We start from the raw sequence: 18,235 nt of genomic DNA, 5'->3' as shown, positions 1-18,235 counted from the left end.
CCCTCCCACCCTCCCCCCCCCCCGCCCGCGACCCCCATTGGCGGGCGAGCGGCCCGGCGCCGGCGCCCCCCGGCGGCGACCCGGCCCCGCCCCCCCCCCCGGCCGAGCCGCTCGCGGCCTGGGCGGGGCGGGGCGGGGGCGGTCAGCCCGCCGAGTAGGCCGTCACCGGGTAGTGGTCGGACAGGTTGGTGTACGTGTACCGCGTGCCCCAGCTGGAGACGGTCCAGGGTGCCGTCGTCTCCGGGATCACGTTGTTCGTCCAGCCCGCCGGGCGGGCGTGGCCGGCCCGGAAGAGGACGTAGTCGAGGTCCTCGCGCGGGTCGGTCGGGTAGCGGTCGTGGGCGATCGAGTTCAGCGCCGTGTCGAAGGAGTACGGGTGCCCGACGCGGGCGTCCGCGCCGACCAGGTCCGCGTCGGTGAGCATGGTGCCGTACTCGGGCGTGCGGGAGTCCACGTTCATGTCGCCCGTGACGATGACCTGCTCGTTCGCCGGGATGTTCTTGGCGTCGAGGAAGGCGTCGATGTTCTTGAACTGCCGGCTGCGCATCTGCGCCGCCTCGCCCGCCGAGCAGCCCGGGTCGGTGGACTGGGCGTGCGTGCCGACCACGTGCACCTTGGTGCCGTCGACGTCGAGCACCGCGTAGACGAAGCCCTTGTTCGAGTACCAGTCGGCACCGCAGGCGTCCTTGTAGACGTACTGCTCCTTGCGCACGATCGGCCACTTGCTGAGGAGCGTCACACCGCCGTCCTCCGGAGTGGTGGTGGAGTAGGCGCCGCCGGTGGCGTCCCAGCCCGACTTCGTACGGCCCACGACCGGGGTCTGGTAGGGGTACTCCGCGGCAGCCTTCGCCTTCAGGGCGTCGGAGGAGGAGTTGTCGAAGGCCTCCTGGAGGACGACGACGTCGTTGCCGCGGAAGAAGGACGTCGTGGGAATGGTGGCGGCCCGGTGGTCCTGGCCCCAGTTCGGGTAGAGCGTCTTGGAGAAGAGGAAGACGTTGTACGTGAGCACCTTCAGGCTCGGCGTCGCGGCGGCTGCCGCGGTGTCCACGGTGGTGGCGGCCGAGGCGGCGGTGGCGGTCCCGGTCAGGGTGGCGGCGGCCAGGGCGATCGAGAGGGCCGCCCCGGGTATGCGGCGGAGAGCGGTGATCGGCACGTGAAACTCCCAAGAGAGAGTGGGGGGTTGGGCTCGGGCGCGGCACATACAATCAGCCGTGGTTACCTTCCGGTAGCCATCGGATGCCACGAATCTTGCGTCGCTCGCACAATCGCGCCAACTCTCGGACATCTGCCCGAATTGCGAGTTTCGCGACCAGGTAAGATGCGCTCATGACCCTCGCGCAGAACTCGAAGATCTTCCCCACCGACCTGGGCCCCCTGAACCCGGTGTGGGCGGAGCTCATCCTCGGTGCCGTCCTCTTCGGCCTCACCTTCCTGATCCTGGCCAAGGGGATCCTCCCGAAGATCAAGCGGACCCTCGAACAGCGTGAGGACGCCATCGACGGCGGCACCGAGCGCGCCGACGACCTGCGCGCCGAGGCCACCGCGATCCGCGAGCAGTACGAGGCCGAGCTGGCCGAGGCCCGCCACGACGCCGCCCGCATCCGCTCCCAGGCCACCGAGGAGGGCTCGGCCGCCATCGCCGCCGCCCGCGCCGAGGGCGTCCGCGAGCGCGAGGCCATCCTCGCCGCCGGTCACGAGAAGATCGCCGCCGAGCGCGCCGCCGCCGAGCGCGAGCTCTCCGCCGACGTCGACGCCTGGGCCCACTCCCTGGCCGGCCGCATCGTCGGCGAGCCGGTCGGCGCCGACCGCGCCTGACGCACCGCACACCCGTACGGGGCCGCGCCCCGGGCCGCTCAGCAGGCCCGGGCCGCGGCCCCGCGTCGTATCCACGCCCGGGTGGGAGACGCCCGCGCCGCCAGCACGCTTGCCCGCCCGGCGCGACCTGGGCAGCCTGGAAGAAGGAGAGGGAGACCGCGTTGACGGACAACGGCCACGACCAGCGCTTCGAAGGCGAGGACGTCGAGCACGCGCGCCCGGTGACCGTCACCGCCCCGCGCCGTGACACCGCCCGCCGTCCCGAGCCCGTGCCGCCGCCCGTCGGCGGCGCGCTGTGGACCCTCGCCGGCGACATCCGGGCCCTGATGATGCTGCCCGCCGCACTCACCCTGCAGGTCGCGCACCCCGCCGTCGGGGCCGGCGTCGACGCCCACTCCGTCTTCCGCACCGACCCGTGGGGCCGCGGCGAGCGCTCCCTGCGCTCGCTCCAGCTGTGGATCTACGGCGGCGAGCACGCCGCCGAGGAGGGGCGCAGACTGCGCGCGCTCCACAAGACGATCAGCGGCACCGACGCCCACGGGCGCCGCTACCACGCCCTCGACCCCGCCTACTACGCGTGGGTGCACGCCACCGGCTACCCCGTCTTCCGCCACAGCCTCGGCTACCTCTTCCGCCCGCTCACCGAGGCCCAGGAACGCCTGCTCTACGCCGAGTGGCTCCAGGTCGGACGGATCCTCGGCATCCACGACCGGGACATGCCGCAGACGATCGAGGACTTCTGGCCGTACTACCGCCGGATCCTCGACGAGGAGCTCGAGGCCACCGTCGTCGTCCGCGAGCTGCTCGCCACCGATCTGCCCGTCCCGGCCCCCGACCGCGGCCCGCTCCCCGTCCGTCTCGCCCTGCGCGCGCTCTGGCCGCTGCTCCGCCGGCCCTTCCTGCGCGCCCGCGCCTTCCTCACCGTCGGCCTGATGCCGCCCGAGGCCCGCGCCGCCATCGGCCTGGCGTGGACCCCCGCCCAGGAACGCCGGCTGCGCCGCCTCGGCCGGGTCGTCCGCGCGGTCGTCCCGGTCCTGCCGGAACGGCTCCGCTACCTCCCGCTCGCCAGGAAGGCCAGGGCGGAGGCCAGAGCCGAAGCCCGGAGGGGCCGCTGGTCCGGCGGCCCATGACCGGGCGGCCCCCTACGACAGGGCGGCCGGGGCGGCGAACGGCGGGAGGCCCTTGAAGCTCTCGTGGAGTGCCAGGCTCGGGGTGATCCGGCGCAGCGCGGCCCGTACCCGGGTCAGCGGGTGGTCGGGGAAGCGGGCGTCCCAGCGCTCGTCGTCCGCGGCGTGGGACGGCAGTCCGCCGGTGATGTCCGCGCCGTAGGGGTGGGCGGTGAAGTAGTGCATCGGGCCCACCTCGTTGAGTATCAGGGCCTCCCGGAGGCCGGTCCTGCGCCCCTCGCCGGCCTGCACCTTCACCACGGCGCTGCAGCGGTCCCGCGGGATCGTCCAGGAGCCGACGAAGGCCTGCCCGTGGCCCTGCGCCAGCGGAACCTTGACCAGCTGGCGCACCGCGGGCAGCGCGTCCACCTCGCCGAGCTCGGCCTCGATCAGACCGGCGCCCGCACCGGCGGCCGACCGGGCCAGACCGTGCCGGAGCCGGTCCGGCTCGCCGAGCGAGGCGGGCAGGTCGGGCACGAGGTCGAAGAAGTGGACGGAGAGCAGCAGCCCCTGCCCGTCGGTCCACACTCCTGGCTCCAGCGCGCTGAATCCGGTGAGGTCGAGCCCGGTGATCGGTGTCATGCGTCATCTTCCCTTGTGCCTGGTGCTTGTTACGGGGCCGCGAGCGCCGGCGGGACCGAGTCGACGGCGTCGATCGCGGTGTCGATCCCGGCATCGGGTGCGCAGGTCTCGAACTCCGCGTCGATTCCCGCGTGTTGTGCCCCTGACTCCGCCCCTGGGCGCCCGTGCCGTGCCGCATGCCGGGACCCTACGCGATCACGGGGACAGGGGCGGACCGGCGGCCAGGGCGGCGAGGTAGTCGTCGAGCAGCCCGGCCTGCCGCTCCGGCGGGAACTCCGCCGGGGCGAGGAGGGCCTGGACGACCAGGCCGAGGGCGAAGGACTGGGCGCCGGCGGCCAGGCGGGCCGGGTCGCCCGCCGGGAGCTCGCCACGCGACTGGGCCGTCGCGATCAGCTCCGCGAGGCGGGTCCGGCCGCGGGTGTAGCGGGCGGCGTGGTCGCTGCTCAGGGCCGGGTCGGCGAGGGCGGTGTCCCAGGAGGAGACCCAGATCCGGTTGCTCGCCGTGGCCTCGGGGTCGAGCGGCAGGATGTCGAGCAGCGCGGCGCGCACGGCGGCCAGGCCCTCGCCGCCGGCGCGACGCGGCCGGGCGGCGGTGCGCTCGTCGAGGAGGTCGAGGGCGTGCCGGACCAGGTCGCGCTTGGCCGGGAAGTAGTGGGTGAGCAGTCCGGTGGTGGCGCCCAGTTCGGCGGCGACCGCGCGCAGGGTCAGCCCGTCGAAGCCCTGCGCGGCGAGGACCCGCCAGACCGCTTCGGAGACTTCACGGCGCCGGGCCTCGTGGTCTCCCTTGGTGCGTGCCATGCTGCTACGGTAATAGTCATAACGCTTGTTGTGTGAATGGGGTCAGCATGTTCGCCCTCCCGCTGCGGGACAACGCCGAGCTCCGCCCACTGGAGGCCTGGCACGCCGAGGAGTTCGCCGCCCACCTGGACCGGGCGCGCGAGCACATCCGGCCGTGGGTCGGCCCGGCCTTCGTCACCGACGACGTCGCGGGCGCCCGTGACACCCTCGTCCGGTACGGCGAGCGCCGGGCGGCCGACGGCGGACGCCTCTACGGCATCCGGCTCGACGGCACCCTCGTCGGCGGCGTCATGTTCGTCGCCTTCGACGCGGCCTCCGGCGGCTGTGAGCTGGGCTGCTGGCTGGAGCCGGCGGGGGAGGGGCACGGTCTGATCACCGGGGCCTGCGCCCTGCTGCTCGACTGGGCGTTCGGCGAGCGGGGGCTGCACCGCGCCGAGTGGCACTGCCGGGCCGACAACGTCCGCAGCTCCGCCGTCGCCGAACGGCTCGGCATGACCCTCGAAGGCACCCGCCGCGAGGCCTGGCCGTACGGCGGCGCCCGGCACGACAAGCAGCTCTGGGGCGTCCTCGCCCGCGAGTGGCAGGCCCGCCGCGCCTGAGCCCGAAACTTCCTCGCGGCATGGCGAGGCGCCCCCGTCCCGTCCGACCGTGGGGCGAGGGCGCCGGTCCGTGCCGCGCGGAGCGGGTCAGCGCCCGCCGTGCTCGTGCTCGTGGATCGAGTTCGTCGCCGCGATCTTCTTCCACGACTTCGGCGGTACGGGCTTCGTTGACGTGCCCGCGGCGGCCGCCGCTCCGTCAGCGCCGGCCGGTCCGGCCTCCGCGGCCACTCCGGCCTCCGCGGCCGCCGGGCCCGCCGGCTTCACCGGCTGGTAGAGCCAGGTGTCGAAGAGACCGGCGAGCGGCCTGCCCGAGATCCGCTCCGCGTACCCCACGAAGTCGGCCACCCGCGCGTTGCCGTACGCGTGCTCCTGCGGCCAGCCCCTGAGGATCGCGAAGAAGTCCTCGTCGCCGACCTCGTCGCGCAGCGCCTGGAGGGCCAGCGCGCCCCGTTCGTAGACGGCGACGTCGAACTGGTTCTCCGCGCCCGGGTCGCCCGGCCTGACCGTCCAGAACGGGTCGTCCGCCGCCCGCGACCGGTACACGTAGTCCGCGAGCTCCCGCGCCGTGCCCTCGCCCTCCTTCTCCGACCACAGCCACTGGCTGTAGCGGGCGAAGCCCTCGTTGATCCAGATGTCCTTCCAGTCGGCGACCGACACGCTGTCGCCGTACCACTGGTGGGCCAGCTCGTGCACGACCACCGACACGTTCGAGCCGTTGGCGAACTGCCGTGGGCTGTAGAACGGCCTGGTCTGCGTCTCCAGGGCATAGCCGCTGGTCACATTGGGGACGTAGCCGCCGAGGGAGTTGAAGGGGTACGGGCCGTAGACCGACTCCAGCCACTCCGCGACCTCGGCCGTGCGCTCGATCGAGGCCCGCGCGGCGCCGTCGTTGTCGCCGAGGTCCCTGCTGTAGGCGTTGACGACCGGCAGGCCGTTGGCCGTCCTGTCGGTCGTGATGTCGAACCTTCCGACCGCCAGCGTTGCCAGATAGGTGGCCTGGGGCTTGTTGGAACGCCAGTTGAAGCGGGTCCAGCCCAGCTTGGTGGACTGCGACTGCAGCACGCCGTTGCTGATCGCCTGGGTGCCGTCCGGAACGAGTACCGACACGTCGAAGGTGGCCTTGTCCAGCGGGTGGTCGTTGGACGGGAACCACCAGACGGCCGAATCCGGCTCCTGCGCGGCCACGCCGCCGTCCGGGGTGCGGTGCCAGGCCGTCCAGCCGCCGATCTTCAGCTCGGACGGCTTGCCCGCGTAACGGACCACGACCGAGAGCGACTTGCCCTTCGCGAGCGGGGTGGCCGGGGTGACCTCCAGCTCGTGCTCGCCGGAGGTGGTGAACGTCGCCACGCGCCCGTTCACCCGTACCTCGCTCGCCTTCAGACCGAGGTCGAGGTTGAAGCGGGACAGGTTCTGCTTCGTCGTGGCGACGAGCGTCGCCGTGCCTTCGAGGAGGTCCGTCGCGGGCTGGTACTTCAGCCGCAGGTCGTAGTGGGACACGTCGTAGCCGCCGTTGCCGCTGGCGGGGTAGTAGGAGTCGCCGATGCCTGGCGCGCCCGGCTCGAAGTCGGCCGCCGATGCCGGGATCGCCAGCATCAGGGAGGCCGCGAGGGCGCTCGGAACGATGATTCTGCGGTGCACGGGTGCTCTCCTGGTGGTCCGGTCGTCGAAGAGAGGTAAGACGCACAGGTGGTCGTCGGTCCTTGCCGACACTATTCAGGGCCCCGACGGCCCGTCACGTCCAGAGCACCCCCTGTCACATGATCGCCATTCGGCCGACATGAACCTCCCGTTCCGGGCGTCTCATCCGCACCGCTTGTCCGTGACGGCCCTCTTTTGCGCGGCAGTCGACGGCGGTACGTTCCGCCCCATGTCGATGAGGACGACCCGCACCCCCCGCACCCCGCGGCGCGCGCTCCTGGTCTCGGCGTGCGTCGCCGCCCTGGGACTTCCGCTGCTCGCCGCCCCCACCCCGGCCTCCGGCAGCGCGCTCCCGCCCCCGCCACCGCGCACCGGCTTCGAGGAGAGCGGCGGCGCCCGGTGGACCGGCGGGGCCGAGGAGACGGCCTTCCTCGCCGCCGTCGACCGGGGCAGTCGGCGGCTCGCGGTCCGCACCATCGGCACCACCGCGCAGGGGCGCCCGCTGCGGCTCGCCACGCTCGGCACCGGTCCTACGCCCGTGCTGCTCATCTGCTCGCAGCACGGCGACGAACCCTCCGGCCGAGAGGCCTGTCTGAGCGCCGTGCGCGATCTCGCGTACGACCGGAGCGAGGCCACCCGCCGCCTCCTGGCCCGCACCACCCTGCTCGTGGTGCCCACCGCCAACCCCGACGGGCGCGAGGCGAACACCCGCGGCAACAGCGCCGGCACCGACATCAACCGCGACCACCTCGCGCTGCGCACCGCCGAGGCGCGGGCCCTCGCCGCCGTCATCCGCGACCGGCGGCCGGAACTGGTCTACGACCTCCACGAGTACGGTGCCACCCCGCCGTACTACGACAAGGACCTGCTCGCCCTCTGGCCGCGCAACCTCAACACCGACCCCGCCGTCCACGCGGAGTCGCACACCCTCTCCGAGACGTACGTACGGCCCGCCGCCGGGCGCGCCGGCTTCAGCAGCGGCATCTACGGCATCTGGACCGACCCCTACACCGGCGAGCCGGTCAAGCAGGTCGCCGGCGACGGCCAGGAGCGCATCCTGCGCAACACGGCGGGCCTCAAGCACGCCGTCGGGCTGCTCGTCGAGACCCGCGAGGACGCCCTCGACCCGGCCGAGAAGGACGACCCCGCCCGCAACCACCGGCGCCGGGTCGCGACCCAACGCGCCGCGCTCAAGGGTGCGTTCGGGTACGTGGAGGAACGCGCCGGCCGGCTCGCCGCGGCCACCGCCCGGGCCCGCCACACCGGGTTCGCCGACCGCGGCCCGGTCCTCCTCGGCGGAGCCGACAACGACCCCGCCGAACCGGCCGAGATCCTCCAGAACCCGCCGTGCGCCTACCGCCTGACGAAGGATCAGTACGCGGAGGCCGGCGACGAACTCGACCTGCACGGCGTCCTGGTGGTCCACCGTGAGGGCGGCGGGGCCCTCGTCCCGCTGCGCCAGTCCCAGCGAGCCCTGGTGCCGCTGCTGCTCGATCCGCGGGCCGCCTACGGGCTCACCCGCGGAGAGCCTGTGGAGAGGTGTTGAGGGGGTGGTGAGAAGGCGGTGAGCGGCGTCAGTGGCGTGCGGGTCGGATGATCATTCCGGGTTAGGGTCGCCAATCGGTACTGACCATACCTGAACGGGCCTTAACGACCCGGAAGTTGGAGTGAACCATGACGAACGCGACGCCGCTGCGCCGCACCCTGACGGCCCTGGCCGCCACGACGCTGCTGGCCGGGGGCCTGCTGCTCGGCCAGACCGCGACCGCCCCGACCGCCCACGCGGCCGGCAAGACGGTCGTCTGCAAGGTGGAGGAGCTGCGCAAGCAGGCCGCCCAGCTGCGCAGCAAGGCCGACAAGCTCGACCGCCTCGGCGAGAAGGCCGCGGCCCGCAAGGCCCGCGACCAGGCCGCCGCCCTGGAGCGGAAGGCCAAGGCCTGCGAGGCCGCGGACGACACCGCGCCGAAGCCGTTCCCCCGCTAGGACCTGTCCGGCGGGCCCCGGTGGAACCCGCCCGGCGTTCTTGATCCGCTCGCCCGCCCCGGAGCCGTACGGCTCCGGGGCGGGCGAGCTCCGTATCCGGGCCTCGGGGGCCCCGGGGGCCCGACAGGACGGGTCCGACGCGACTCTCGCCTAGGATTCATCCCCTGATGACTGCCACCCTCGTCGCCAAGGACCTCGCCGCCGGCCACGGCGAACGCTCCCTCTTCTCCGGGCTCGACCTCGTCGTCGCCCCCGGAGACGTCATCGGCCTCGTCGGCGTCAACGGCGCCGGCAAGTCCACGCTGCTGCGGCTGCTCGCCGGGCTCGACACCCCCGAGGACGGCGAGCTGCGGCTGTCACCGCCGACCGCCACCGTCGGGCACCTGCCGCAGGAGCCGGAGCGGCGCGAGGGGGAGACCGTCCGGGCGTTCCTGGCCCGGCGGACCGGCGTGGCCGCCGCGCAGGCGGCCATGGACGAGGCCACCCAGGGCCTGGTCGACGGCACGCCCGGCGCGGACGACGCGTACGCCGTCAGCCTGGAGCGCTGGCTCGACCTCGGCGGCGCCGACCTCGACGAGCGCGCCGAGGAGGTGGCCGGCTCGCTCGGCCTCACCGTCGGCCTCGACCAGCCGATGACCGGGCTCTCCGGCGGCCAGGCCGCCCGCGCCGGACTCGCCTCCCTGCTCCTCTCCCGCTATGACGTCTTCCTGCTCGACGAGCCCACCAACGACCTGGACCTCGACGGCCTCGAACGCCTGGAGGCCTTCGTCCAGGGGCTGCGCGCCGGCACCGTCGTCATCAGCCACGACCGCGAGTTCCTCACCCGCACCGTCACCAAGGTCCTGGAGCTCGACCTCGCCCAGCAGCAGATCACCCTCTACGGCGGCGGCTACGAGGCCTATCTGGAGGAGCGGGCCACCGCGAGGCGGCACGCGCGCGAGGAGTACGAGGAGTACGCCGACAAGAAGGCGGGCCTCGAATCGCGCGCCCTCATGCAGCGCAACTGGATGGACAAGGGCGTCCGCAACGCCCGCCGCAAGTCCACCGACAACGACAAGATCGGGCGCAAGCTGCGCGGCGAGGCCAGCGAGAAGCAGGCCGCGAAGGCCCGCCAGACCCAGCGCATGATCGAGCGCCTCGACGTCGTCGACGAGCCCCGCAAGGAGTGGGAGCTGCGCATGGAGATCGCCGCCGCGCCCCGCTCCGGCGCGGTCGTCGCGACCCTCCGCGAGGCAGCCGTGAAGCGCGGCGACTTCTCCTTCGGGCCGGTCGGCCTCCAGATCGACTGGGCCGACCGGGTCGCCATCACCGGCGCCAACGGTGCCGGCAAGTCCACCCTGCTCGCCGCGCTCCTCGGCCGGCTGCCGCTGGACTCGGGCGACGCGGCCCTCGGCCCCGGCGTCGTCGTGGGCGAGGTCGACCAGGCCCGCAAGCTGTTCCACGGCACCGAGACCCTGCTCGATGCCTTCTGCGCGGCCGTCCCCGACACCGAGCCGGCGGACGTCCGGACCCTGCTCGCCAAGTTCGGCCTCAAGGCCGCCCACGTGCTGCGGCCCGCCACCACCCTCTCGCCCGGCGAACGCACCCGCGCCGCGCTCGCCCTGCTCCAGGGCCGGGGCGTGAACCTGCTCGTCCTCGACGAGCCGACCAACCATCTCGACCTGCCCGCGATCGAACAGCTGGAGTCGGCCCTCGACTCGTACGACGGCACCCTGCTGCTCGTCACCCACGACCGGCGCATGCTGGACGCAGTGCGCACCACCCGCCGCATCGAGGTCGCGGACGGCAAGGTCACCGAGCTCTGATGACGGTCTCCTTCGGGTGGGGGCCGGTCGAGGCGCGCGCCCTCGCCTCCTCCGCCATGTACGTGGTCGTGGTCGACGTGCTGTCGTTCACGACCGCCGTCGGCGTCGCCGTGGAGCGCGGCGCCGTCGTGCACCCGTACCGCCGGCGGGACGAGACCGCCGCCGCGTACGCCCGTGAGCAGGACGCCGTCCTCGCCGTCGGGCGCCGCGCGGCGACCCCCGAGCATCCGTGGTCGCTCTCCCCGGCCGCGCTGCGCGCCGCGCCGGTCCCGGAGCGTCTGGTGCTGCCCTCCCCGAACGGCTCCACCATCGCCGCCGGGGCCGCCGACTCCGGCGCGACCGTCGTCGCCGCCTCGCTGCGCAATGCCACCGCCGTCGCCCGCCGGCTCGGCGCACGTCCCCGGGCCGGCGTCGCCGTCATCGCCTCCGGCGAGCGGTGGCCCGACGGCTCGCTGCGCCCCGCCCTGGAGGACCTGCTCGGCGCCGGTGCGGTCCTGGCGGCCCTCCGCGAGGTCCGGCGGGACGCCGTCCTGACGCCCGAGGCGACCGCGGCGGCGACGCTGTGGACCGCCACGGAGGACCCGGTCGCCGCCTTGCACGGCTGCGCGTCGGGCCGTGAACTGTACGAGTACGGCTATCCCGAGGACGTGGAGGTGGCCGCCGAGATCGACGCGTCGACCGCCGTCCCCGTCCTCGTGGACGGCGCTTTCCAGGAGGCAGCACGATGACCACCGACGACCCCCGCGTGACGCGCCTCGTCGCGATGCTCGACGATCTCGACGCCGACGTCGACGAGACGATCGACCTGGCCGACGAGATCGCGGCCACCGGCGACCGGGAGCTGCTCCCGCGCCTGGAGTCCGAGCTCGACCGGGCGGTCGCCGACCGCAACTCCTACGGCCGCGAACTCCTCGGCGGCCTCATCGCCGCCCTCGGCGGCTCCGACCGTCTCCCGGTCCTGGTCCGCGCCTCCGCCGTGGACCTCGGCGACGACCAGGACGGCCTGGCCGCCGAGATCGTCGACCTGGTGCAGGCCGACCCGAAGAGCGCGGAGCGCCTGCTGCGCCCGCTGACGGAGGACGCGGACCTGACGGTGGCGAACCGCGCGGAGTGGGCGCTGCGCTTCGTGCCGTAGGCACACGCGGAAACGGGTGAAGGCCCGGTCGACCGCCGTCGACCGGGCCTTCACGCCGTCGTCATGCTGTCGGGACCGGGAACTCAGCCCACGGTCCACTTCTGGGCCGCCGTGCCGTTGCAGGTCCAGATCTGCAGCCGGGTGCCGTTGGCCGAGTTGCTGTTCGGGACGTCGAGGCACTTGTCCGCGGGCACGTTCACGATGTCCTTGGCCGCTTCGACCCGCCATTTCTGGGCGCCGGTGCCGTTGCAGTCGTACAGCTGGAGCTTGGCGCCGTCCGCCGTGGACCCGGCCGTGACGTCCAGGCACTTGCCGAGCGCGCGGATCGAGCCGTCGGCGTTCACGGTCCACTGCTGGGCCGCGGTGCCGTTGCAGTCGTAGAGCTGGACCGGGGTGCCGTTCGCGGGGTTCGCCCCGGCCACGTCGACGCACTTGCCGGCGAGGCCGGTGATCGGGCCGCCGGTGCCGGTCGGCGGGGCCGGCTGGTCGTCGGTGACCCGTACGTAGTCGACGGTCAGGGTGTTCGGCATCGGGGTGCTGCCGTCGGGGTCGCCCGGCCAGTAGCCGCCGACGGCAAGGTTGAGGATGAGGAAGAACGGGTGGTCGAACACCCACTCGCGGCCGCCGAGATCGGCGGACGTCCGCGTCTGGTAGGTGACGCCGTCGACCTTCCAGACCAGCTTGTCCGGCGCCCACTCGACGCGGAAGGTGTGGAAGCCGTCCGCGAACGGCGAGCCGATCGAGTAGCCGGCGCCGATGCCGCCCGAGCCCGAGTAGCCGGGGCCGTGGATGGTGCCGTGCACGGTGTTGGGCTCGAAGCCGACGTTCTCCATGACGTCGATCTCGCCGCTCTGCGGCCAGCCGACGCTGCCGATGTCGTTGCCGAGCATCCAGAACGCGGGCCACATGCCCTGGCCGCGCGACATCTTGATCCGGGCCTCGAAGGTGCCGTACGTCTGGGTGAACTTGCCGGACGTGTTGAGGCGGGCCGAGGTGTACTCGCAACGGCCGTACCAGCAGTTGTAGTTGCCCGGGTTCTCGCGCCGGGCGGTGATGACCAGGTTGCCCTGGCCGTCGTGCACGGCGTTGCGGGTCGAGTTCGTGTAGTACTGCCGCTCGTGGTTGTTCACGTTGTCGCCGGTCTCCAGGTTCCACTTGGAGCCGTCGACCGGCGTGCCCGCCGGGGCGTTGAACTCGTCGCTGAACGTGGTGGCCTGGACGCCGACGTCGGCCGCGGCCGCGGCCGACGAGGCTGCCGTGGTCGTCGAGGCCGCCGCGGTCGCGGTCGGCTGTGCCGTGGGGCTGACCAGGGCGGCCACGGTGGCACATCCGAGGCCGAGGGCGAGGAGAAGCCGTGATCGTCGAGAGGGAGGTGCGGACATCGTTGTCACCGCCGACGGTGGGGAGTCGTGGACGGCAACGAAGAGTGCCATGGTCCGGACCAAGCCGACAAGACCTTGGGCTGAATCCGGCCCCAACCGGTGTTCTGTGTTCGGGAGTTGTATGCGGGAGGGGTTGACGAGTGTGAGCGGCCTCCATAGCTTCACACCTTAAAGAAAGCCCGAAGGCCTGGGCTCCCATCGAAAGGTCTGTCAGGTGCATTACAGAATCAGATCCTGGTTCGGCGCCCGCGCCGGGCGCCGCCCCCGCCGCCTCGCCGCCCTCCTGACCGGCGCCCTCCTCACGAGCGGCCTGGTCATGACCGGTCCCGGCGTCGCCGAGGCCGCCGGTGAGCGGGTCGACGTCTGGCTGACCACCACCTCCGACGCCGGAGGCCGTACGGTCACGCGGGGTCTCGCCCCGCAGACGCCGATCGCCTTCGGTCCCGCCGGCGGCAGTGCCAACCGCACCATCAGCGTCGACGAGAACACCACCTACCAGCAGTTCGAGGGCGGCGGCGCGTCGATCACCGACACCACCGCCTACCTCCTGCGCGGCGGCGCGATCAGCGGCGCCACCCGCGACGAGGTGATGCGGAAGCTGTTCTCGCCGACCGACGGCATCGGCCTCTCCTTCGTCCGCAACCCGATCGGCGCCTCCGACCTCTCCCGGCCCGGCAACGTCTCGCTCGACGACACCTGCTGCGACCTGAACGACTTCGGGACCAACGGCTACGACACCGACGTGCGGCTGCTGACCGTCCAGGCCAAGCAGCTCAACCCGGCGCTCCGGCTCAAGGCCGTGCCGTGGAGTGCGCCCGGCTGGATGAAGGACAACGGCCGGATGGACCAGATGGGCTGGCTGAAGTGGGAGTACTACCCGCTCTACGCCCAGTATCTGGTGAAGTACGTCCAGAGCTACCAGGCGGCCGGCGTCAAGGTCGACTACCTCTCCGTCCAGAACGAGCCGAACTGCTGCCAGGCGAGCAACCCCACCGCCATGAACTACCCGGGTATGAGCTGGAACCCCTCCGGTCTTGTCGAGTTCACCAAGAACCACCTCTACCCGGCCTTCCGGGCCGCCGGGATCACCACCAAGGTCCTGGTGCACGACTGGAACTACGGCGACTACGCCGGCTTCGGCTCCGGCGTCCTCGACGACGCGGGCGTGCGCAACGATCCGCTGTTCGGCGGCATCGCCTGGCACGGCTACTTCGGCGACCCGGCCGTCGGCAGCCAGGTCCACGACCAGTACCCGACGGTGAAGCAGTTCAGCACCGAGCACTCCGGCGGCACCTGGATCGGCGACCAGCACAACGAGGACCTCAAGGACATCGTCTCCTACGCCCGCAACTGGAGCGGCAGCCTGACGAAGTGGAGCCTGGCGCTCAACCAGGACATGGGCCCGCACAACGGCGGCTGCGGCACCTGCACGGGGCTGATCACGGTCCAGGAGGGCGGCCCGCGCGCCGGTCAGGTCGACTACACGATCGAGTACTACACGACCGGCCACCTCACCAAGTTCGTGCGCCCCGGCGCGTACCGCATCGCCTCCACGGCCGACTCCACCGTGCAGAACGTGGCCTGGCGCAACCCCGACGGCTCCAAGGCGCTCATCGCCCACAACGGCGGCGCCTCCGCCCAGTCCGTCCGCGTCGACTGGGCCGGCCAGTCCTTCACGTACAACCTGCCGGCCCGCACCACCGCCACCTTCACCTGGTCCGGTACGACGGCGAGCGCACCGACCGGGCCGATGACGGGTCTCGCCGGCAAGTGCCTCGACGTGGCCGGCGCTGCCACCGCCGACGGCACCCCGGTGCAGCTCTACACCTGCAACGGCACCACGGCCCAGCGGTGGACCCTCGCCGCCGACGGCAGCATCCGGGCCCTCGGCAAGTGCCTCGACGTCACCGCCGCCGGGACCGCCGACGGCACCAAGGTCCAGCTCTACACCTGCAACGGGACGGGCGCGCAACGCTGGTCGTACAACGCCTCGACACACGACGTCGTGAACACGGCGGCGGACAAGTGCCTCGACGTCACCGGCAACAGCTCGGCGGACGGGACCCGCACCCAGATCTGGTCCTGCACCGGCGCCGCCAACCAGAAGTGGACCCACCAGCCCTCCTGACGAACCAGCAGCCACCCGCACCCGTAACCCCTCTCTCCTGGAGATCACCGCATGCCGCACCCGCACTCCCGCCGTCGAAGAAGGGCGGGCGGCGCCCTGCCGCTCGCCGTCACCGCCGCCACCGCCGTCCTCGCCGGGCTGCTCGCCGGAGCCGTGCCGAGCGCCGCCGCGACCGGCGCCGAGGCCGACCCGGCACCCCGCGCCGTCGACCGCTTCGAGGGCGAGGTCCCCTTCGCCGGGCCCCCCGCCGAGGGCCTGTTCACCTGGGGCAGCGACGCCGACGACCACCCGCAGCTCACCCTCGCCGAACGCGCCGACGCCCCCGAGGGCACCAAGGTCCTCGAAGGCCGCTACGACATCAGCGGCTGGGGCGGCTTCACCCACGACTTCGCCTTCGACCGGCCGGCGCAGGACTGGACCGCGTACAAGGGCATCCGCTTCTGGTGGTACGGCCAGAACACCGCGCCGCTGCCGCCCGGCTCCGGCAGGCGGATCAACTTCGAGATCAAGGACGGCGGCGCCGACGGCGAGGCCTCCGAGCTCTGGACCACCTCCTTCACCGACGACTGGGAGGGCTGGCACCTCGTCGAGATCCCCTTCTCGGAGTTCCACTACCGCGCCGACTACCAGCCGGTCGGCGGCATCGACCAGGTCCTCGGCCTCGACCGGATGTGGGGATACGCGCTCACCCTGCCCACCGGCTCGCCGGGCGGGAGCTTCGCCCTCGACGGGGTCGAGCTGTACGGCAGGGCCGAACCGGCCCTGAACACCCGGGTCGTCACCGGCGCGGCGGTGCACCCGGTCGACGAGGGCGCCACCGCCCGGATCGACGTCTCGGTCGCCACCACCGGCTCCCAGCCGACCGGCGAGGCCGTCACCGTCGCGTACGCCACGGACGACGGCGGGCCCGCGCGGCCCGGCACGGACTACAGGCCGGTCAGCGGCACCCTCGTCTTCCCCGCCGGGACGCCTTCCGGGACGACCCGCTCGATCACCGTCGAGACGCTGAGGGACGAGAGCGGCGAAGAGGCCGAGACGATCCCGGTGAAGCTCACGGTCGAGGGCGCGAAGGCGCCCGCGGAGACCCCGGTCGTCGCGGTCAACGCGCACGGACTGCCCTATCTGGACCCGCGGCTGCCGGTGAAGAGGCGGGTCGCCGACCTGCTCTCCCGGATGACCCTCCAGGAGAAGGCCGGCCAGATGACCCAGGCCGAGCGCAACGCCCTGCGCTCGCCCGGCGACATCGCGGGCTACGACCTCGGCTCGCTGCTCTCCGGCGGCGGCTCCGTGCCCACGCCGAACACGGCGGAGGCCTGGGCCGGGATGGTCGACGCGTACCAGCTGCGCACCCGGGCCACCCGGCTGCAGATCCCGCTGATCTACGGCGTGGACGCGGTGCACGGGCACAACAACGTCATCGGCTCGACGATCATGCCGCACAACATCGGCATCGGCGCCGGACGCGATCCCGGTCTCGCCGCCCGCACCGGCGCCGTGACGGCGAAGGAGGTCCGGGCCACCGGCGTGCCCTGGGACTTCGCGCCCTGTCTGTGCGTGACCCGGGACGAACGCTGGGGCCGCTCCTACGAGTCCTTCGGCGAGGACCCGGCGCTCGTCAACGCCATGGAGACCGTCATCGACGGGATGCAGGGCGCACGGGACGGCCGCGACCTCGACCGGAACGACAAGGTGCTGACCACCGCCAAGCACTTCGTCGGCGACGGCGGTACGGCCTTCGGCTCGTCGACGACCGGCTCGTACACGATCGACCAGGGCGTCACCCGGGTCACCCGCGAGGAACTGGAGGCGGTGCATCTCGCGCCCTTCGCCGAGGCCGTGAAGCACGGCGTGGGCACCGTCATGCCCTCGTACTCCTCGCTCGACGTCCTGGGCGACGACCAGGGCCCCGTGAAGATGCACGCCCACGCCGAGATGATCAACGGCGTGCTCAAGGACCGGATGGGCTTCGCGGGCTTCGTCATCAGCGACTGGCAGGCCATCGACCAGATCCCCGGCGACTACCCGAGCGACGTGCGGACCTCGGTCAACGCGGGCCTCGACATGATCATGGTACCGACGGACTACCAGGAGTTCACCCGCACCCTGGTCGCCGAGGTACGGGCGGGCCGCATCCCCACCGCCCGGATCGACGACGCCGTCGCCCGGATCCTCACCCAGAAGTTCCGCCTGGGCCTCTTCGAGAAGCCGTACGCGGACACCACCCATCTGGCGTCCGTCGGCTCGGCGGAGCACCGCGCGGTGGCGCGCGAGGCCGCCGCCGCCTCGCAGGTGCTCCTGAAGAACGCGGGCGGCGTGCTGCCGCTGAAGCCGGCCCAGAACGTGTACGTGGCCGGCTCCAACGCGGACGACCTCGGCAACCAGGCCGGCGGCTGGACCGTCACCTGGCAGGGCGCCTCCGGCCGGACCACCACCGGCACCACGATCCTGGAGGCCATGCGGAAGTCGGCCGACCCCGGGGCCACGCTCACCTGGTCCAAGGACGCCTCCGCACCCACCGCGGGACACGACGTGGGCGTCGTCGTGGTCGGCGAGACGCCGTACGCCGAGGGCATGGGCGACGTCGGCAACGGCCACGACCTGGAGCTGAGCGCGGCCGACAAGGCGGCCGTCGACCGGGTCTGCGCCGCCATGCCGTGCGCGGTCCTCGTCGTCTCCGGCCGCCCCCAGCTCATCAGTGACCGGCTGCCCGCGATCGACGCCCTGGTCGCGTCCTGGCTGCCCGGCACGGAGGGCGACGGCGTCGCCGACGTCCTCTACGGCCGCAAGCCCTTCACCGGTCAACTGCCGGTGAGCTGGCCGAAGTCGGAGAACCGGCTGCCGCTGAACGTCGGCGACGCGAGCTACGACCCGCAGTTCCCGTACGGCTGGGGCCTCACCACCCTCCGCGCCACCCCCCAGGGCGGCGAGCCGGCCCTGCGCGCGATCGCCCTCGCCGCCCGCGCCCTCCAGAAGACCGGCCGGGGCAAGTCCCCCGCCGCCCGCCAACTGGCCGCCCGTGCCCGGCTGATCGTCCAGGACCACCTGGGCGGGAACATCACCGAGCGCTCGGCGAAGCCCTTCGCCGACGCCGACCACCTGCTGCTGAGCGGTGACGTGGCGGGCGCGGTGACCAGGCTGACGGAGGCGTACCGTGCGGCGGGCTGACGGGTAGGAGGCCCGCTGTGAGTGGCAGGGGCCGGCGCG

15 protein-coding genes are annotated in these 18,235 nt (G+C 72.9%); 10 read left to right on the top strand and 5 right to left on the bottom strand.

The features are described 5' to 3' along the window. Positions 1–142: 142 nt before the first annotated feature. Positions 143–1,153: a sphingomyelin phosphodiesterase gene (gene sph, locus AB0M18_RS17475; protein WP_365758738.1), complete on the bottom strand. Its 1,011-nt coding sequence runs from the start codon at positions 1,151–1,153 to the stop codon at positions 143–145. A 173-nt stretch (positions 1,154–1,326) separates the two neighbouring features. Here sph and AB0M18_RS17470 point away from each other — a divergent pair, with 173 nt between their 5' ends. Next, entirely contained in the window at positions 1,327–1,815 is a 489-nt protein-coding gene (locus tag AB0M18_RS17470) for a hypothetical protein (protein ID WP_365758736.1), read from the top strand. Between the two features lie 269 nt (positions 1,816–2,084). Further along, positions 2,085–2,945, top strand: coding sequence for an oxygenase MpaB family protein (locus AB0M18_RS17465; protein WP_365758774.1), 861 nt, complete (start codon positions 2,085–2,087; stop codon positions 2,943–2,945). A 12-nt stretch (positions 2,946–2,957) separates the two neighbouring features. Here the strand turns inward: AB0M18_RS17465 and AB0M18_RS17460 are convergent, their stop codons facing one another. Further along, entirely contained in the window at positions 2,958–3,563 is a 606-nt protein-coding gene (locus tag AB0M18_RS17460) for a hypothetical protein (protein ID WP_365758734.1), read from the bottom strand. Positions 3,564–3,758: 195 nt separating this feature from the next. Next, the gene (locus tag AB0M18_RS17455) at positions 3,759–4,361 is read right to left on the bottom strand and encodes a TetR/AcrR family transcriptional regulator (RefSeq protein WP_365758732.1); all 603 of its coding nucleotides are present in this window, start codon (positions 4,359–4,361) and stop codon (positions 3,759–3,761) included. 47 nt (positions 4,362–4,408) lie between these two features. On the opposite strand from AB0M18_RS17455, the gene AB0M18_RS17450 reads away from it, so the two are divergent. Continuing rightward, a complete protein-coding gene (locus tag AB0M18_RS17450; protein ID WP_365758772.1) occupies positions 4,409–4,960 on the top strand; it encodes a GNAT family protein in 552 nt (183 codons plus the stop codon). A gap of 87 nt (positions 4,961–5,047) precedes the next feature. On the opposite strand, the gene AB0M18_RS17445 is transcribed toward AB0M18_RS17450, so the two are convergent. Further along, complete coding sequence (locus tag AB0M18_RS17445) at positions 5,048–6,598, bottom strand: M1 family metallopeptidase (RefSeq protein ID WP_365758730.1); 1,551 nt, start codon at positions 6,596–6,598, stop codon at positions 5,048–5,050. 229 nt (positions 6,599–6,827) lie between these two features. Between AB0M18_RS17445 and AB0M18_RS17440 the strand changes: the two genes are divergently transcribed. The 5 genes from AB0M18_RS17440 (at position 6,828) to AB0M18_RS17420 (ending at position 11,521) form a co-directional block, all read left to right on the top strand. Continuing rightward, positions 6,828–8,144 (top strand): M14 family metallocarboxypeptidase, encoded by a 1,317-nt coding sequence (locus AB0M18_RS17440; RefSeq protein ID WP_365758729.1) that lies wholly within the window; start codon positions 6,828–6,830, stop codon positions 8,142–8,144. A 128-nt stretch (positions 8,145–8,272) separates the two neighbouring features. Beyond that, positions 8,273–8,581: a hypothetical protein gene (locus AB0M18_RS17435; protein ID WP_365758727.1), complete on the top strand. Its 309-nt coding sequence runs from the start codon at positions 8,273–8,275 to the stop codon at positions 8,579–8,581. 167 nt (positions 8,582–8,748) lie between these two features. Further along, positions 8,749–10,386: an ABC-F family ATP-binding cassette domain-containing protein gene (locus AB0M18_RS17430; protein ID WP_365758725.1), complete on the top strand. Its 1,638-nt coding sequence runs from the start codon at positions 8,749–8,751 to the stop codon at positions 10,384–10,386. Further along, positions 10,386–11,114, top strand: coding sequence for a 2-phosphosulfolactate phosphatase (locus tag AB0M18_RS17425; protein ID WP_365758723.1), 729 nt, complete (start codon positions 10,386–10,388; stop codon positions 11,112–11,114). Before AB0M18_RS17430 ends, AB0M18_RS17425 begins: the two co-directional genes overlap by 1 nt. Beyond that, positions 11,111–11,521, top strand: coding sequence for a hypothetical protein (locus AB0M18_RS17420; RefSeq protein ID WP_365758721.1), 411 nt, complete (start codon positions 11,111–11,113; stop codon positions 11,519–11,521). The genes AB0M18_RS17425 and AB0M18_RS17420 overlap by 4 nt, the downstream gene beginning before the upstream one ends. 83 nt (positions 11,522–11,604) lie before the next feature. On the opposite strand, the gene AB0M18_RS17415 is transcribed toward AB0M18_RS17420, so the two are convergent. Next, positions 11,605–12,903, bottom strand: coding sequence for a family 16 glycosylhydrolase (locus tag AB0M18_RS17415; RefSeq protein ID WP_365758719.1), 1,299 nt, complete (start codon positions 12,901–12,903; stop codon positions 11,605–11,607). 214 nt (positions 12,904–13,117) lie between these two features. Here AB0M18_RS17415 and AB0M18_RS17410 point away from each other — a divergent pair, with 214 nt between their 5' ends. After that, positions 13,118–15,031, top strand: a complete 1,914-nt coding sequence (locus AB0M18_RS17410; RefSeq protein ID WP_365758717.1) for a ricin-type beta-trefoil lectin domain protein — start codon at positions 13,118–13,120, stop codon at positions 15,029–15,031. A 51-nt stretch (positions 15,032–15,082) separates the two neighbouring features. Beyond that, positions 15,083–18,196, top strand: coding sequence for a glycoside hydrolase family 3 N-terminal domain-containing protein (locus tag AB0M18_RS17405; RefSeq protein WP_365758715.1), 3,114 nt, complete (start codon positions 15,083–15,085; stop codon positions 18,194–18,196). Positions 18,197–18,235 lie beyond the last annotated feature (39 nt).

Origin of the sequence: Streptomyces sp. NPDC051909 (assembly GCF_040681095.1) — a bacterium.
GTDB lineage: Bacteria > Actinomycetota > Actinomycetes > Streptomycetales > Streptomycetaceae > Streptomyces.
The sequence above is the reverse complement of the archived record's forward strand: the minus strand, read 5'-3'. Positions and strand labels throughout refer to the sequence as shown.

Excerpts from the sequence above, each read along its gene's own strand:
- AB0M18_RS17415 (WP_365758719.1), bottom strand. The coding sequence starts at position 12,903 with ATGTCCGCACCTCCCTCTCGACGATCACGGCTTCTCCTCGCCCTCGGC.
- AB0M18_RS17440 (WP_365758729.1), top strand. The coding sequence starts at position 6,828 with ATGTCGATGAGGACGACCCGCACCCCCCGCACCCCGCGGCGCGCGCTC.
- AB0M18_RS17450 (WP_365758772.1), top strand. The coding sequence starts at position 4,409 with ATGTTCGCCCTCCCGCTGCGGGACAACGCCGAGCTCCGCCCACTGGAG.
- AB0M18_RS17460 (WP_365758734.1), bottom strand. The coding sequence starts at position 3,563 with ATGACACCGATCACCGGGCTCGACCTCACCGGATTCAGCGCGCTGGAG.
- AB0M18_RS17470 (WP_365758736.1), top strand. The coding sequence starts at position 1,327 with ATGACCCTCGCGCAGAACTCGAAGATCTTCCCCACCGACCTGGGCCCC.
- AB0M18_RS17435 (WP_365758727.1), top strand. The coding sequence starts at position 8,273 with ATGACGAACGCGACGCCGCTGCGCCGCACCCTGACGGCCCTGGCCGCC.
- AB0M18_RS17425 (WP_365758723.1), top strand. The coding sequence starts at position 10,386 with ATGACGGTCTCCTTCGGGTGGGGGCCGGTCGAGGCGCGCGCCCTCGCC.
- AB0M18_RS17430 (WP_365758725.1), top strand. The coding sequence starts at position 8,749 with ATGACTGCCACCCTCGTCGCCAAGGACCTCGCCGCCGGCCACGGCGAA.
- AB0M18_RS17405 (WP_365758715.1), top strand. The coding sequence starts at position 15,083 with ATGCCGCACCCGCACTCCCGCCGTCGAAGAAGGGCGGGCGGCGCCCTG.
- AB0M18_RS17420 (WP_365758721.1), top strand. The coding sequence starts at position 11,111 with ATGACCACCGACGACCCCCGCGTGACGCGCCTCGTCGCGATGCTCGAC.
- AB0M18_RS17455 (WP_365758732.1), bottom strand. The coding sequence starts at position 4,361 with ATGGCACGCACCAAGGGAGACCACGAGGCCCGGCGCCGTGAAGTCTCC.